Origin of the sequence: Daejeonella sp. (genome assembly GCF_044232565.1) — a bacterium.
In the GTDB taxonomy this organism is placed as follows: Bacteria; Bacteroidota; Bacteroidia; order Sphingobacteriales; family Sphingobacteriaceae; genus Daejeonella.
This window is the reverse complement of sequence record NZ_JBIILQ010000040.1, coordinates 1-16,095: the sequence shown is the minus strand read 5'-3', so window position 1 is coordinate 16,095 and position 16,095 is coordinate 1. Positions and strand designations below refer to the sequence as shown.

The following is a 16,095-nucleotide window of genomic DNA, read 5'->3' as shown; positions in this document are numbered from 1 at the left end:
CATATCCATTACATTGAGATTCTTCTTATACACCTCATCGAAGGTGATTTCATCGTAACGTGTTGCATTTGTATCTTTAAGTGGGTCGGCAGTGTAGATACCATCTACACGAGTTCCCTTCATAACTACATCCGCATTGATTTCAACAGCTCTTAAAGATGCGGCAGTATCGGTTGTAAAATATGGATTACCAGTTCCTGCTCCGAAGATGACGATTCTTCCTTTTTCAAGGTGTCTAACGGCTCTTCTACGTATAAAAGGTTCACAGATTTGCTCCATTTTTATGGCAGTTAGTAAGCGTGTTTTTACGCCAGTTTTTTCAAGCGCATCCTGTAAAGCCATGCTATTGATGACGGTTGCGAGCATTCCCATATAATCGGCCTGCACTCTATCCATACCGGCTTTCTCTGCGCTTAATCCGCGATAGATATTTCCACCACCAATTACTAATGCAATTTCGATTCCTCTCGCATGTACGGCTTGAATGTCTTTTGCATACTGGGCAACGCGGTCAATATCAATGCCATACTGCTTTTCGCCCATTAATGCTTCGCCACTTAATTTTAGAAGGATACGTTTAAACTTCATCTTATTTATCGATTTATTGAATTGTTTTATCTAATATACCTGAAAAGTAGGTATTTTGAAATTGTAAATTTTTGTCAAATACTAGGATGTCGGCATGATAGCCCGACTTTAAAAGTCCATTTTTATTATTCTTTATTAGCAGGGCGGGGTAAGTTGACCCCATTCTTAAAGCCTCATCTATTGGTATATTAGCCTTTTTTACACAATTTTCGACTGCTTTTAGCATGCTTAGGCATGACCCCGACAAAGTCCCATCGGGCATCGTATAGCGATCTCCAGTAAACAGATGTTGATACGCTCCTTGATTACTGGTAGTGACAGCATCTGTAATTAAAAATAATTTTTCACCCAGTTCCCGTTTTGCTAGTTCAATCATTGGGAAGCTTACATGTACCCCATCAGCAACAATGCTTGTATACGGTTTTTTCTTAAATATTGCTGGAATGATTCCAGGTTCTCTATGATGAATCGGTGGCATTGCATTGTAAAGATGAGTAGCAGCATGAACTGGATTATTTAAAAATGTAAGTGCTTCATCATAAGTTGCATTGGTATGGCCTGCCGAAATAATAATGTTTTGTGAATTTAAGTAATTCATCAATTCTCGGTCTTGAAGCTCTGGGGCGATGGTAATCATTTTTATTTCCCCATCGGCATATTCTACCCACTTACGGACTTCTGATAAAGTTCCTTTTTTAATATATTTTTCTGGGTGAGCGCCTTTTCTTATTGAGTTAAGATAAGGGCCCTCTAGGTGCAAGCCCCAAAATGTTCCTTTTGCATTTTTACGATAGGCCTTAGCAACCTCAATGGCTTTTATAACTACTTCATCATCATTGGTAGCGATCGTAGCAAAAAATCCAATGGTGCCTTGTGAAAGTAAATCATCTTCCATTTGCTTCAAACTATCTTGGTCGGGAAAAGAGCTAAATAATTTGCCTCCACTGCCATAGATCTGCAGATCAATTAGGCCTGGAGCAAGGAATAAGCCTTTTAGGTCCTGAATTTGAAAGTCTGATGGTATCTCCGACTGATTGCAAATAGATAATATCAGCCCATCCTGTAGGAGAATCACTTTATTTTCTAATTTTTCTTCACCAGTAAATATGGTGGCGTTTATTAGTGCAGTTTTCAACCGTTTATTATTATTTATTAATTGTCAGATGAAGCGCTTAACGATAAAAACAATCATTTATTAGTGTTTTAATACGTATTTTAAGCTTATTGGTTTATGATTAAAAATTTTCAGACAAAAAAAATCCTCTCCGTTTTGGAGAGGATTTAAAGTATTAAGCTCCTAACTGAACCCGCTTGAATGCGGTAACGGTGAGGCCTTTTTCTACATCATTTAAAAACTGTGCGACAGTTTTAGAAGAGTCTTTAACAAACTCCTGATTTAGTAAGGTGGAATCTTTGTAAAATTTATTAAGCTTTCCTGCAGCGATTTTCTCAACCATTTCTTCAGGCTTACCTTCTGCACGAATTACATCTTTAGCAATTTCAAGTTCTCTTTCGATTGTCTTTGAATCAACATCACCTTTATCGATAGCAACAGGGTTCATGGCAGCAATTTGCATTGCAACATCTTTACCAACCTCATCAGCATTTGCTGGGCTAGCGTTTAATGCTACTAAAACACCTAGACGGTAATTTCCGTGAATGTAAGCAATTACTTTATCACCAGTTACCGACTCGAATTTAGAAACACCAACCTTCTCACCAATTTTACCAATTTGTGAAATGATGGTATCAGCTAGTTTTTCGCCATTGAGCTCAAGTTCAACTAGTTCTTCTAGTGAAGCAGGGTTTTTCTCAATTGCCAAGTCAGCAATGCTGTTTGCAAATGCTACGAAATCAGCGTTTTTTGCTACGAAGTCGGTTTCGCAATTGAATTCAATTACCACACCACGTTTTCCGTCAGCGGTTGTTTTTGCGATCACTACACCTTCGTTTGACTCACGATCTTGACGACTTGCAGCAACTTTTGCACCTTTTTTACGAAGGTTGTCAATAGCGGCTTCAAAATCACCATTAGATTCGGTTAATGCTTTTTTGCAATCCATCATACCTGCTCCGGTCTGCTGGCGTAATTTATTTACATCTGCGGCAGTAATTTGTACTGTAGACATGTTATTTTCCTTTTAATCCTTTGAATCCCCGCCTTGGGCGGGGATCTAAGGGAATATTATTAAAATTATTTTGATTTTTTACGGAATATATCCGCTTCAGTAAAGAATAGTTAGCTTATTTATGCGGATATTCTCCGCAAAGCTTATTCTTCGCCTTTTGCTTCAGCCTCAACAACTGCAACACCTTCAGATCCTGTAGCCTTACGGGTACGTTTTCCAGGAGTAGCTGCTTCGTCTTTTGCTTCGCCTTCAGTATCTACTTTTGCTTTTGCAACTGCAGCTTCCTTGTCAGCTTCTTCATCCTTCTCACGCTTACGCTCATCTAATCCTTCATGGATAGCTTTCATGATAACATCCATAATCAATGTGATTGATTTTGTTGCATCATCATTCGCCGGGATAGGGAAGTCGATATTTGACGGATCAGAGTTAGTATCAACCATTGCAAAAGTAGGGATGTTTAATTTCATCGCCTCAGCAACAGAGATATGTTCCTTTTTTACGTCGATAATGAATAATGCAGCTGGTAAACGATTTAAATCAGCAATACCTCCAAGAAGTGCTTCCAATTTGATACGCTCACGCTGAATCATTAATTTTTCTTTCTTTGATAAAACATCAAAGGTTCCGTCTTTAGTCATCTTGTCGATGTTAGACATCTTTTTGATTGACTTACGTACAGTAGCAAAGTTAGTTAACATACCACCTAACCAACGCTCGGTTACGTAAGGCATGTTTACAGAACGAGCTTGGTCAGCAACAATATCTTTAGCTTGCTTCTTTGTAGAAACAAATAAGATTTTGCGTCCTGATTTTACGATCTGTTTGATCGCAGCAGCAGCTTCTTCTAATTTTGTTAAAGTTTTATTTAAATCTATAATGTGGATGCCATTACGCTCCATGAAAATGTACGGTGCCATTTTCGGATCCCATTTGCGGGTAAGGTGACCAAAATGTACACCTGCATCCAATAAATCCTGATATGTTGTTCTTGCCATTGTCTGATCCTCCTGAGATTAACGTTTACTAAATTGAAATTTCTTACGGGCTTTCTTACGACCTGGTTTCTTACGCTCAACCATACGGTCATCACGGGTCATAATACCTTTAGCTCTCAATGCAGGTTTTTTCTCTGGATCTAGCTCTACAATAGCCTTGGCAATTGCTAAACGAACGGCTTCTGCCTGTCCTTTAACACCACCGCCAGCAACGTTTACAATCACGTCGAATTTTCCTGTTGATTCAGAAACTTCGGTCGACTGCATTACGATGTATTGTAATGGCAATGTTGGAAAATATTCCTTGTAATCTTTACCGTTTACGGTAACCTTGCCGCTTCCATCTGTTAGATAAATGCGTGCAACTGCTGTTTTTCTTCTTCCTGAAGTGTTTGTAGTTGACATTTCTCTTAATTACGGTTTAATGGTTTGAGGATTTTGCGCTGCATGCGGATGTTCAGTACCTGCATAAACGAACAGATTCTTGTACAATGCACGGCCCAAACTGTTTTTAGGTAACATTCCACGTATAGCCTTCTCTACCACGCGGGTAGGATGCTTCGCCATTAACTCCTTCGGAGAAATGAATTTCTGACCACCAGGATAACCTGTGTAAGAAACATATTGCTTGTTGGCAAATTTGTTTCCTGTCAGTTTTACTTTGTCTGCATTGATAACGATTACATTATCTCCGCAGTCTACGTGTGGGGTGAACGATGGCTTGTTTTTTCCTCTGATGATCATTGCGATCTTAGAAGACAAGCGCCCCAAAATCTCGCCCTGAGCGTCAACAACTACCCATTCTTTGGTGGCGGTCGCTTTGTTGGCAGAGACAGTTTTGTAACTTAACGTATTCACTTGCTTTAATTTAAATTATGTATTATTTATTAATTGCCCTAAAAATAGGGACTGCAAAGATACGACAATTTGATTAATCGACAAGGGGAAAATTGAAAATTCTGATATTGATTTCAAATACCGCTCTTTTATTAGGAACGGAGTTCAACGCCATCTCTGACTTGATAGTAAGTTTCTTTAACTTTGTGTTTGAGTTTGAAGTAAAATAGTAGGGTAATTATACTAAGAAATAGGCTTAATAGATTTAAATTCTGTTAAGAAGGCAAAGGCTTCATCCGGACTGATAAGAATTTTTTTACTGTCCTTAGTATTAATTAATACGATTTTATCTCTGCGGGTTACATGCCAAGTCATATCTCCTAATTGACTATTGGCAAATTTCCCGTACCATCCGAAAAGTCCGCCAACTCCAAATGTTCTAATAGTTCCCGAAAGTGCAGCTTTGTCAATTAATTCCAGGCTTTCAATATCAGACCTATCAATATGAACACTTTTGATCAGTCTGCGGATGATTAGCTCATTTCCAGTAATCTCATAGTTTAGAGGCTTCAAAAGCAGACATATTAAGTAAATAATCATTAATAGTATGGCAAGAGGCAGGATAAAATTAAAGACAATCAAGGTTCCAAAGAGGAGAGTTACCAAAATGGTAATAATAATTGCGGTTTTGTCGAGAGTGGCTTTATATACCATATTGTAAAAAATACCAAATCAATTTACTCGATTTTGAAATTGAACCCAATTAATTAATATTTATAAATTCAGATAGTGTGCCGAAGGTATAATTCTTTTTTTTTAGGACAGCTATAAATTTATCCATCCTTTCTATCATTTTTGTCCCCGAATTTTTACTCACGTACCCTGGAAAACCAAAGCGCTCTTTATCATTCAGATCTGTAAACTCCCAAGGATGGAAGTAAATATTTAAATAGCCGTCTTTTTTATGGGTAATTTTCGATAACCAAACATAAATAGCCAAAGGAAGATTATGAAAAGAGAGCCAGAATAGCGGAAAACGTAAAATTGGGCTCACTGATGCTGGTATCTGCCAAATCCCCGCCGTTTCAAATATTGTTCTGGGCCTTGATAAGTTATTATATCTACCAGGTATCCAGGTTGGGTTAATGGATGAATTATACAAATATCCAGCCTTTCTGACCTCGTTTTCATCAACAGGTTTCATTCTGGGCATTCTAAAGCCGATAATATCTTGGGAAGATATCGCTTGAAGTACTTTTCTAGATAAAGCAAGATGTGTATTATCAAATGCAGAATGAAAATATCCATGTGAAGCTAGCTCATGTTTACTATCAAGTAAACGTTTAATTACTTCAGGTGCATTCTGTGCAAAGATTACTGTGCTGAAAAAAGTAGCCTTTATTTGATGTTTATCTAAGATATCTAAAATGTGGTTTGTCCCCCTAATGGAGATCTCCATTTGATCTTCAAAGGAGATTTCTTTATTATATTCGAGAGGCATATCAAATTCCTCTATATCAAAACTTAGCAGTACCAAAATATTACTCTTTTATGTTAGTGGAACGTATGATATAGTTAGGTCTACTTTTTACTTGCATAAACATCTTTCCAATGTAAATTCCAATTATCCCTAAAATTATGAGTTGTAATCCGCCAAAGAAAACAATGGTTATTATAGTGGATGACCAGCCCGAGACTTCCTTGCCCGAATGGTAAGCATATAAAACATAGGGGACATACAAAATTGAGAGAATTGACAAGGTAAAGCCGATATAGGTTGCTGCATAGAGCGGCTTAATCGAGAATGACGTTACACCTTGAAGTGCAAATTTTAGCATTTTTTTGACGCTGTATTTGCTTTTGCCAAACTGCCGGGGACAAGGCGCATATTCAATCGAAGTTTGCTTAAAACCCATCCATTTGAAAAGACCTCTTAAAAATGGTTCATTTTCATTAAAGTTTCTGATTACTGAAATCACCTTTTTATCAATCAGCCTAAAATCTGCTGAACCTGTTTCTAACTCTACATCCGAAAGGCTATTCAATGTTTTATAAAATAGATTGGATGATATCCTTTTGGCGAAAGGGAGTTTTTTATCCTCTAAACGTATGGTATAAACTATCTCAAAGCCCGTTTCCCACTCCTTTAATAATTCGGGTATAAGTTCTGGTGGATGTTGTAAATCGCAATCCATGCTAATTACGCAATCACCTTTGGCATGATCCAGGCCCGCTTTTAGAGCCAATTGATGACCGAAATTTCTTGAAAATTCAATAAAGAAAACATGATTATTGTTGACAATCAAATGCTGTATGGTTTCCATTGTATTATCTGTGCACCCATCTGCCACAAGAATAATCTCATGAGAATAGTTTATTTTTTTGAAAATATTATCTATCTCTGAACAAACCTTAATAATATTTTCAGACTCGTTATAAGCAGGTAAAACTATTGATACTAATTTATTCGATATCATACCTTTTATAATTCTTAAAATCGTAGATTAACATTTGATAAATTATTGTAAACCAAATCAATATGCATGGAAGTGCTTTTAAAGAATAAGGTTTTATATATTCATTCCTAATAAATTTAGGAAAGAGATCTGAAGGCGACATACTTGTCAATAAAAACGCAAATACGAATAAACACAGTATCCATTTATTTTTAGGTGAGGGTTGAATTATAAACCAAATTGCAACACCAACAAATGCAATAACATAGGTTGGTGATTCGGAGCTCGTACTGAAAATAACTGTAAAAATTAATGTACTTGCAAGCAACATTAGTCTGAAACCGTTTTCTTTAAATTGAGAAACCCTAAAATAAGGTAGGATAAATAGGATTAATCCTCCCAATATGAAAGGCCAGTTTTGGATGGAATGATCACCTGAAATTCTACGTACCATCCCCATTAAACATATATCCTGATCGGTAATTAAAGTACTATTCATGATATTTTTCTGAGAAACTGCCAAGTACCAATCTTTATAGGATTGAATAATAAAGTCTGGGGATGAAAAAAGCATTGGAAGCGTAAATAAGATTATGCTCCAAAATCCCAATCCCAAAATCAGCTTCTTTTTATCACTTGAGAAAAAAAAGAAGGCTAGACCAACAATTCCATAGAGTTTAATAAATGTGCCTAAAACAATCATAAAAGCTGCCCAAAAATCCTTTTTCTTCACAATAAGTGAAAAGGTAAAAAGTATAATTGCAGTCATACTTGGGTTAAACTGAGAGCTTAGTATGGAAGTTAGGTTTTCATGCGCAGCAATTAAAATAATTGCTAAAGTAGCCTCTGGGGGCAACGGAAGTTTTTTAATAGCAATAAAAAGTACAGATGAATTAAAGATTGTCCATAGGGTATGACCCAGCCAATTTGGCAACATTGCAAATGGTGCAATAAATACACTAAAAATTGGTCCGTAGAGATTGTAATGTTGAAAATTTTCTGGTTGTGGCAAAAAGAAATTTCGTTCATTCACCAAACTGTAGAAGGTAAATTTAAAAATTAAATAGTTGTTGTAATTTCCACTTGTTAATATTTTAAGGATTGCAAAAGCTGTAATGATGAACCATAGTGAGTTGATATAGATACTTTTTTTAAATAGGATATTTGTTAAAAAACTGTGCATATCAAATTCGTCTTTATTTTTTAGAAGAGGTAATGAATATAGAGACGCCAAAGGGCAGATTAAAAAGCTTGAGTAAGGCCAATTCTGATTTAAAAATTTGATACAGAATTTTACTTGAAATACTATTGTTATTGTGTAACGTAGCATCAGAACCAGCGCCTACTCTTATAAATTTAGTTGGAATAAGTTTGCTTAATAATCTGAAGGCTAGTATTGGTATAAATAGAATCGTGTTAAAGTAGGTAGCCCGGATAGTGGTTAAATTTATTTTAGTGAATATTTTTTTTAAGCTAGACATTGTGTACCGTCTAAAATGATGATTAACTTCATCATGTTTGCTCCATAATAACATATAAGCGGGGACCGTTACCACAATTAAACCACCGCTTTTGCAGACTCTTTTCATTTCTGAAACTCCTAAAATATCATCTTCAACATGTTCAATAACATCCAATGCACAAACCATATCAAATTCTTCTTCACGAAATGGTAATGCTAAAATAGACCCATTTATACTATTCAAATTCAATGCGCTATTTGTGAAATCGCAACAATCTTTGTCGTATTCTAATGAGGTTACAGTTCCAAATTCAGACAAAATATCGCTGGTTTTACCTGTTGCAGCACCAATATTCAAAATATTAAGTTTATTGTTTTCTTTGTTTTTTAGGCTTTTAGAAATCAGATTGGAAATAATTTTTGCTCTTGCTTTGAACCACCAATGTTCACGTTCTAAAACATAATATTCTTTATAGTAATTTTTATCCATTTCTTAAACTCGGAATCCTATTCGGTTAATTGCCTTTTTTAAAATTATAAACACTTAACAATGAATTGATTAATAAAAGGTTTAATTATAACAAAAAAATTACATGATTCAAAATTTTAGCTGAAAAGTTGAACATTAAAATTTTGTTGAGGTTTATTTAAATTGGCTTTTTAACCACTAAGCTTGAGTTGAAACAATGTTAATGATGTTGTAAATGCCTGAAAATAAAAACGCCCAGCAATAGAGTTTCCAATTCTTGCTGAGCGATATTTATTGTTATGCGCTAGATATTTTTATGCTTTTATTGATTAAGCCATCGGCACTTCCATCAACAAAATTTCTGCATTTGAGCTTGCACTTATTGTAAATTTATCGGTTTCCCATATCCCCAAACCATCTCTGGCATTTAGTTTTTGATCGTGAATTTGTACATCCCCACTTAAAATGAATGCGTAAACTCCATTTCCTATTCCCTTAACTTGATATTCTGTGGAAAACCCTCCATCGAATTTACCGAGATGAAACCAGGCATTTTGATGAATCCAGACTCCAGCGTCTTCGGAATTAGGACTTAATATCTGCTGAAGTTTATTGTAGCGATCCTCCAAATTTAAAGTGATTTGACCGTAGCGAGGTTTAACATTTCTCTTATTTGGAAACACCCAAATTTGCAAGAATCTGACTTCTTTGTCAGCATTTTTATTGTATTCGCTATGGCTAATCCCTGTTCCGGCACTCATCACTTGGATGTCTCCATTTTTGATAACTGTTTTATTCCCCATGCTATCTTGATGCTCTAGATCGCCCTCCAGTGGAATTGAGATAATTTCCATATTATCGTGTGGGTGGGCACCAAAACCCATTCCTCCAGCAACGATATCATCATTTAAAACCCGCAATACCCCGAAATTCATTCTTTGCGGATCATGATATCCTGCAAAGCTGAAGCTATGTCTGCTATGTAACCAACCGTGGTTTGCGTTTCCGCGAGTCTCAGCTTTATGAAGTGCTGTTTTCATTGTGCTTAAATTCAAAATTTATACAAAACCGTAATTATCTGCTTGTTCGCTAACATAAGAACAATCTTAATTAAACAAAAATACGTCATTTTGTAACTTCTTCAGAAAAGCAAAAGCACTTTATAGGATTGAATTAGTTGTAACACATTAAAGAAGTTTGTATGAAAGATTTTGAAACAGAATATTTTTTTATCAATTATCAAATTCTATTCCTTCTAGCATGTGTGCTAAAATCGGTTCACATTTTTCTTTGCAACAGGGGTAGTAATTTTTGTGTTTCCATTGCGCCGACTTTGGTGATTGACCCCACCAAAACTCGGCAATTGCTAAGGGCTGCATGTTGTGTTGAAATGCGTATTGTAGAAGTTTGGGCCCCGCGCACTCTCCCGCTCCTGCAGGCGGATTTTTATAGGATGCAGCTTTGAAAAGCTCATTCAGGCTTTTGGCTTCACCGTGTTTATTTAAGAATCTGTAGTGATTAAATAGCTCATTCTGAAGGTTATGCGAGTGTGTTTTGCGATCTAGTTTCAGTAATCGAACCACTTCTAAATAACCTTCTGATTTTGCATGTTCAACTTTTTTTATTGAATTGTTAATTTGGCTCAGTTCGGCCATTCCATTATTTAGGAAACTGCCTTCTTGCAGACTATCAAACACTGGAGGCACAAATTTGGAATGGTGATTTCCACCTGCAAGTTTTCCAGAAAATGCTGCTAAATAACCTAGCTTACTTTGAGAGCTTTTCACAACTAAAACACCAAACATTTTGCCAATAATGAAACCTTCTTGTTCGGGACTTAATCCGAAATTATGATTCCAATCGCTTTGATGTTTAAGATATTCCTGTAACTCTTCGGCTGCTAAAAGACAAAGAGGATGCGGTTTACCATCTTTCAAGAAATTAAATTTCGCGGGTATTGCTAGCTCAAGATCAAAACTTTTAAAAAAAGAATCTTGTGTTTCTGATTTCACTGACAATTAGTAAAGGCCTGATGGATTATTCAGGGATTACAAATATATTTAATTCCCGCCTAGTATGATGGGTGCATTTTTACCATTTCCCATGATTATTATTTTGGCATTTGGTGAAAGAGCAATCTCTTTTTGGGCTTTAATAGTTTCATATTGAAGTTGTTTATCGCTTAAACCTGTCGATAATATTTTTTGATAATCAGCAATACCCTGAGCTTCAACACGCTTACGTTCAGCTTCTTGTCTCTCTTTTTGAAGTACAAAGGTCATTTTCTGAGCATCTTGTTCCGCATTAATCTTTGATTCAATTGTGGTTTTAACAGATGGAGGTAAGGTAATATTCCTAACCAGCAACTGCTCCAGTTCCAGTCCGCGTTTAACAAAACTTTTATTGATTGTATTGAATATTTTATTCTGAAATTCATCGCGCTTGCTTGAATATAATGCTACAGCATCATAAGAAACAGCATTATCTCTAATGGCAGTACGTGCAATGGGCCTTACGATCTTATCTAGATAGTCTGTTCCGATGGTACGTAGAATTTCAGGTGTGGAAGAAGGTTTGACCTTGAAAAGCACAGAAAGATCAATGATTACTTCCAGACCATCAGCAGAAAGGACTCTAATGGCATCGTCGCCACTTTTTCCTCCCTCATCATTTATGCCAGACATAGTATAATTTTGAGTTTTGACATCGAAAGTTGTAACCTTCATCATGGGGTTGACAATATTTAATCCGCTATATAGCACATCGTCATTTACCTTACCAAAAAGAGTTTTAACACCAACTTCACCTGATTCAACCACTTTAAACATAGAGAAAGATGCCCCAATAAGGATCAATATAATTGCTCCAATACGAGTAATGGTACTGAATCTAGCGGTTTGACCATCCTGAGAGGCCATAAAAAAACTAGCAATTAACACAAATATTCCAATGATGATTAAAAACATGATTTTGATTTTTATTTATTTAAAACTACGCTTAATTTATGCGAGATGCCTTGATTAATTGAGATATCGAAATTCTTTTGCTGAAAATTACTTAATCCCTACAAATCAATGTTGTATTATGGAATCTGTGAGTGATTCGGTTTCTACATATAAAAGTTTGTACACTCTTAAAATCCTTTCGCGTGCTAAAAAAAGATAAATAAGGGCTATCCACATACTTAAACCAGGTAAAAAACCGATAGTCCACATAATCTTTTCTAACAAACTGATATTACTTGAACCGTATATTTCTCTGAGAGCAATAATGGTGTAAGTAAGCATGAATGGAATATCTATAAAAATCAACAAATCTGTGGATGCATTGGGCAAGTCGAAATAATACGTGGCGATTAATCTTGCTGCCGTCAAAATTAAACTTATAAGTATAATTGGCTTTAACAGAGATTTAATTTCCATTCTCATTATTTTTGATTCCAAAGGCAAAATACTAAAAAACGGTCATGTTCCAAAATTTATCCTATACCAAGGAGCTGTAAAACAGGTAAGCGTTCATAACAAAATACATAAATGCCGGCAATGAGCGCCAAAAACCATCCTTGATTTTAAGTCTCACAAGAAAGCCTAAAAGCATTAATAAGGCTAAGCCACCTGAAGAAATAATCAATGCCGGATAAAATTGCAATCCCACAATCAATCCTAATCCGCCTAGAATCTGCAAAGTACTTACCAATAATGCAAACTTTTCCAATCCATAGCGTTTAAATTCATCCGTCATGTGTGATGACAAATAATAGCTAGAACCGTAAAACAAAAAAGATAAAGCCGAAAACCAGATTAAAATAAAATAGATCACGCCCATTAATTAATGATCTCGGCATAAACACCCGCAATAAATAATGAAAGAATTAGCAGGAATAATGAAGGCAAATGCTTTGCGAGTGGATTTTTAACTTTAAAGTGTGCTAATTGTGCGCAAACCATTAAAAAAGCCATTGAAAGTGCCGAATATAAAACCAAATCAGTGTACCAAATTCCCGTAATTAATAAAGTGGCTAAGGCAATTTTTGAGGCACCGACCATATTTCGAATTAAATCGGGCAGTCCGTAATGCTTAAACTCAACAACAATATTATCGAATCTGAATACCCAAACGTAGGCAACAGATAATGCAAGTATAATTTGGGCAATGATTACCAAGTTTTCCATAGTATTTTTTTTTGGGGGTTGAGGAGGATTTTTTTATTGACTTTCTATTTGATGCGGATTAAAAATAACTTTCAGTTTTAAAAATTATTAATTTCTGGTGAAGGTAGATATACTGCCCTAAAAATAAGTGTTTAAGATTGTTTATTTTATTATGCGGTGTAAATTTTTCCGATTAGCCTGTTTTGAATAAATATTCTTGAGTTTTCATTTCAATAGTTTTTATGCTAAGTTTAAATCATATTAAAAAAATGTAATATTATCCGTACTCTATTGCATTATTCATTATTTTTTTTGTTTTTTTGTAAAAAAAATCTAAAACACTCATAAATTTAAAATGAATAGTTTAAACTACCAGGCCAATACAAGATCATTAACCCAAGTGGGTTGTATGAGAAGTATTGTTTGTAGTAATTTTAGGCCTGAGAAGTTAGTATTGCGTTTCCGACGACCCTTTATGCCGCGGACTTGAATCTTGGCATTAATCAAAAGGTAGCCGGACCTTCCTACCGGTAAAAAAATCAATCAGATTATTCACAAAAGGAAAGATTAAAACATTTCTTTTTCCGCTTCGAAACCGGATTTTTCTTTAAATCAATGAAAGAAAAAGAGTTTGTTGTTATACCGGCAACAGAAATTCATATTAATTATGCATCACAAATATGTGATGAGATGGCCGAGTCTGCTAAGGCTAGAGGTACAGGAATAGCTAGAAGAACTCCAGAATACATCACACAAAAAATGTTAGAAGGCAAGGCTGTTATTGCTTTGCATCCAGATGGAAGATGGGCTGGCTTTTGTTATATTGAAACTTGGAGTCATGGTACATTTGTAGCTAATTCCGGTCTAATTGTCAATCCATCTTTTCGAAATAATGGTCTAGCAAAGATGATCAAAAAAACAGTTTTTGAGCTTTCGCGCAAGAAATATCCGGATGCGAAAATCTTTGGATTAACTACTGGACTAGCTGTGATGAAGATCAATTCTGAATTGGGCTATGAACCCGTTACGTATTCCGAACTTAGTCAGGATGAAGACTTTTGGAAGGGATGCCAGAGTTGTGTGAATTACGATATTCTTGTGAGTAAAGATCGCAAAAATTGCATGTGTACCGCCATGCTTTGGGACCCTGTTGAAAAGGCAAAAGAGATTGAACAGAAAATGAAAGAAGCTGAATCACTTAAAAATAGAGCCGCAGAGGAACATTTAAACAAAGTTTCTCGAAAGCAATCCTTGCTCGAGCGAATTGAGCAGAAATTGCGCAATTCATTAAAAGTACTTGTTGGGATAGGTGTAGTATTGGTTAAATTTTTACAAAATTAAATAATGAAAAAGAAGGTAGTTTTAGCTTTTAGCGGGGGTTTAGATACCTCTTTTTGCTGTATTTACTTAACAAAAGATCGTGATTTGGAGGTCCACTCCGTAATTGTAAATACAGGAGGTTTTTCTGATGAAGAACTTCAGCAAATTGAGCAACGCGCTTATGCTCTTGGAGTTACTTCTCATGCGGTAGTTGATGAAACGCTCAACTATTATGAGAGCTGCATCAAATACCTTGTTTTTGGAAATGTGCTAAAAAATGCAACCTACCCCCTTTCTGTAAGTGCTGAGCGTGTGAGTCAGGCCACGGCAATTGCCAAATATGTGAATAAAATAGGTGCTGATTATGTTGCGCATGGTAGTACTGGTGCTGGAAATGATCAGGTTCGTTTCGACATGATTTTTAATATTATGATTCCTGATGTGGAGATTATAACACCTATCCGCGACCTAAAACTTAGCCGTGAAGCTGAAATTGAATACCTTAACCAGCATGGTGTTGAATATACTGCTGAGAAGGCTAGATATTCAATTAACAAGGGTATTTGGGGGACTTCCGTTGGTGGAAAAGAAACTTTGACATCAAACCAAACTTTGCCTGAAGAGGCTTGGCCAACGCAAGTTACTGAAACTGAAGAACGTGATATTGAACTTAGCTTTGAAAAGGGTGAGTTGGTGGCGATTGATGGACAACAATATACTCCCGTAAAAGCGATTCAAAAATTACAAGAAATTGCTCAACCTTACGGAATTGGACGCGATATTCATGTTGGCGATACCATTATCGGCATTAAAGGTCGCGTTGGTTTTGAAGCGGCAGCGCCAATGATAATTATCAAAGCACACCATACGCTAGAAAAACATACCCTAACAAAATGGCAGCTTAGCTGGAAGGATCAATTAGCTTCATTTTATGGAAATTGGCTTCATGAAGGACAGTTTCATGACCCAATTATGCGTGATATTGAAGCTTTTCTTTCAAACTCACAGGAAACCGTTTATGGAAAAGTTTTTGTTAAATTACATCCTTATCGTTTCCAAATTGTTGGTATCGAATCTGAAAATGATCTAATGTCGAATAAGTTTGGAAGCTATGGCGAAATGAATAATTCATGGTCGGGGGAGGATGTAAAAGGCTTCTCAAAAATCTTTGGTAACCAGACAATGATTTGGCATCGAGTGAACGATAAAAAATAAAATATGAAAACAATTAAGATCGGAATTGCAGGTGCCGCTGGATATACAGGGGGTGAATTACTAAGGATACTGATCAATCATCCTCTTGCTGAAATTATTTTTTTGCATAGTAATAGTAATGCTGGTAAACTTGCCTCTGATGTCCATGCCGACCTGCTAGGGGATACCGATCTTAAATTTACAGATAGTATTTCGCAAAATATTGATGTTTTATTTCTTTGCGTTGGACATGGAGATGCTAAGAAATTTTTAGATGCTAATCCGGTTAATGAAAGTGTAAAAATTATTGACCTCTCTCAAGATTTTCGCTTAAGAAAGAATTCTGTCTATTCTGATAGGAAATTCGTTTATGGTTTGCCAGAATTGAATAGAGAATCAATCAGAAAGGCTAATAATATTGCTAATCCAGGTTGTTTTGCCACCTGCATCCAGCTTGGATTATTGCCCTTGGCAGCGTCAGGAAATTTGAG

General features: G+C 35.9%; 19 protein-coding genes and 1 pseudogene. 3 read left to right on the top strand and 17 right to left on the bottom strand.

The annotated features are described in order from the left end of the window. From pyrH to ACILQF_RS03905, 17 genes are all read right to left on the bottom strand, one after another. The coding region (gene pyrH, locus ACILQF_RS03985) for a UMP kinase (protein WP_395626118.1) at positions 1-588 on the bottom strand (588 nt) is incomplete at its 3' end. A gap of 13 nt (positions 589-601) precedes the next feature. After that, entirely contained in the window at positions 602-1,723 is a 1,122-nt protein-coding gene (gene nagA, locus ACILQF_RS03980; RefSeq protein WP_395626117.1) for an N-acetylglucosamine-6-phosphate deacetylase, read from the bottom strand. 154 nt (positions 1,724-1,877) lie between these two features. Continuing rightward, a complete protein-coding gene (tsf, locus tag ACILQF_RS03975; protein WP_395626116.1) occupies positions 1,878-2,717 on the bottom strand; it encodes a translation elongation factor Ts in 840 nt (279 codons plus the stop codon). Positions 2,718-2,860: 143 nt separating this feature from the next. Next, the gene (gene rpsB, locus ACILQF_RS03970) at positions 2,861-3,715 is read right to left on the bottom strand and encodes a 30S ribosomal protein S2 (protein ID WP_395626115.1); all 855 of its coding nucleotides are present in this window, start codon (positions 3,713-3,715) and stop codon (positions 2,861-2,863) included. Between the two features lie 18 nt (positions 3,716-3,733). Continuing rightward, positions 3,734-4,120: a 30S ribosomal protein S9 gene (gene rpsI, locus ACILQF_RS03965; RefSeq protein WP_090702659.1), complete on the bottom strand. Its 387-nt coding sequence runs from the start codon at positions 4,118-4,120 to the stop codon at positions 3,734-3,736. Positions 4,121-4,129: 9 nt separating this feature from the next. Further along, positions 4,130-4,573 (bottom strand): 50S ribosomal protein L13, encoded by a 444-nt coding sequence (gene rplM, locus ACILQF_RS03960; protein ID WP_395626114.1) that lies wholly within the window; start codon positions 4,571-4,573, stop codon positions 4,130-4,132. A 222-nt stretch (positions 4,574-4,795) separates the two neighbouring features. Then, the gene (locus ACILQF_RS03955) at positions 4,796-5,266 is read right to left on the bottom strand and encodes a PH domain-containing protein (RefSeq protein WP_395626113.1); all 471 of its coding nucleotides are present in this window, start codon (positions 5,264-5,266) and stop codon (positions 4,796-4,798) included. A 49-nt stretch (positions 5,267-5,315) separates the two neighbouring features. Further along, entirely contained in the window at positions 5,316-6,053 is a 738-nt protein-coding gene (locus tag ACILQF_RS03950; RefSeq protein WP_395626112.1) for a polysaccharide deacetylase family protein, read from the bottom strand. Between the two features lie 40 nt (positions 6,054-6,093). Next, on the bottom strand, positions 6,094-7,029 hold the full coding sequence (locus ACILQF_RS03945) for a glycosyltransferase family 2 protein (RefSeq protein WP_395626111.1): 936 nt from the start codon (positions 7,027-7,029) through the stop codon (positions 6,094-6,096). Continuing rightward, positions 7,016-8,191 (bottom strand): glycosyltransferase family 87 protein, encoded by a 1,176-nt coding sequence (locus ACILQF_RS03940; RefSeq protein WP_395626110.1) that lies wholly within the window; start codon positions 8,189-8,191, stop codon positions 7,016-7,018. Before ACILQF_RS03940 ends, ACILQF_RS03945 begins: the two co-directional genes overlap by 14 nt. 13 nt (positions 8,192-8,204) lie before the next feature. Continuing rightward, positions 8,205-8,960 (bottom strand): methyltransferase domain-containing protein, encoded by a 756-nt coding sequence (locus ACILQF_RS03935; RefSeq protein WP_395626109.1) that lies wholly within the window; start codon positions 8,958-8,960, stop codon positions 8,205-8,207. 308 nt (positions 8,961-9,268) lie between these two features. Continuing rightward, on the bottom strand, positions 9,269-9,979 hold the full coding sequence (locus ACILQF_RS03930; RefSeq protein WP_395626108.1) for a pirin family protein: 711 nt from the start codon (positions 9,977-9,979) through the stop codon (positions 9,269-9,271). A gap of 192 nt (positions 9,980-10,171) precedes the next feature. Beyond that, the gene (locus ACILQF_RS03925; protein WP_395626107.1) at positions 10,172-10,951 is read right to left on the bottom strand and encodes a hypothetical protein; all 780 of its coding nucleotides are present in this window, start codon (positions 10,949-10,951) and stop codon (positions 10,172-10,174) included. Between the two features lie 48 nt (positions 10,952-10,999). Next, on the bottom strand, positions 11,000-11,905 hold the full coding sequence (locus tag ACILQF_RS03920; protein WP_395626106.1) for a prohibitin family protein: 906 nt from the start codon (positions 11,903-11,905) through the stop codon (positions 11,000-11,002). Between the two features lie 105 nt (positions 11,906-12,010). After that, positions 12,011-12,361, bottom strand: coding sequence for a hypothetical protein (locus ACILQF_RS03915; RefSeq protein WP_395626105.1), 351 nt, complete (start codon positions 12,359-12,361; stop codon positions 12,011-12,013). A 61-nt stretch (positions 12,362-12,422) separates the two neighbouring features. After that, positions 12,423-12,764 (bottom strand): hypothetical protein, encoded by a 342-nt coding sequence (locus ACILQF_RS03910; protein ID WP_395626104.1) that lies wholly within the window; start codon positions 12,762-12,764, stop codon positions 12,423-12,425. Continuing rightward, a complete protein-coding gene (locus tag ACILQF_RS03905) occupies positions 12,764-13,111 on the bottom strand; it encodes a DoxX family protein (RefSeq protein WP_395626103.1) in 348 nt (115 codons plus the stop codon). Before ACILQF_RS03905 ends, ACILQF_RS03910 begins: the two co-directional genes overlap by 1 nt. A 594-nt stretch (positions 13,112-13,705) precedes the next feature. Between ACILQF_RS03905 and ACILQF_RS03900 the strand changes: the two genes are divergently transcribed. The 3 genes and pseudogenes from ACILQF_RS03900 to ACILQF_RS03890 all read left to right on the top strand — a co-directional run. After that, positions 13,706-14,431, top strand: coding sequence for a GNAT family N-acetyltransferase (locus tag ACILQF_RS03900; RefSeq protein ID WP_395626102.1), 726 nt, complete (start codon positions 13,706-13,708; stop codon positions 14,429-14,431). 3 nt (positions 14,432-14,434) lie between these two features. Beyond that, the gene (gene argG, locus ACILQF_RS03895) at positions 14,435-15,625 is read left to right on the top strand and encodes an argininosuccinate synthase (RefSeq protein ID WP_395626101.1); all 1,191 of its coding nucleotides are present in this window, start codon (positions 14,435-14,437) and stop codon (positions 15,623-15,625) included. A gap of 3 nt (positions 15,626-15,628) precedes the next feature. Continuing rightward, positions 15,629-16,095, top strand: a pseudogene (locus tag ACILQF_RS03890) (N-acetyl-gamma-glutamyl-phosphate reductase); the annotation flags it as partial.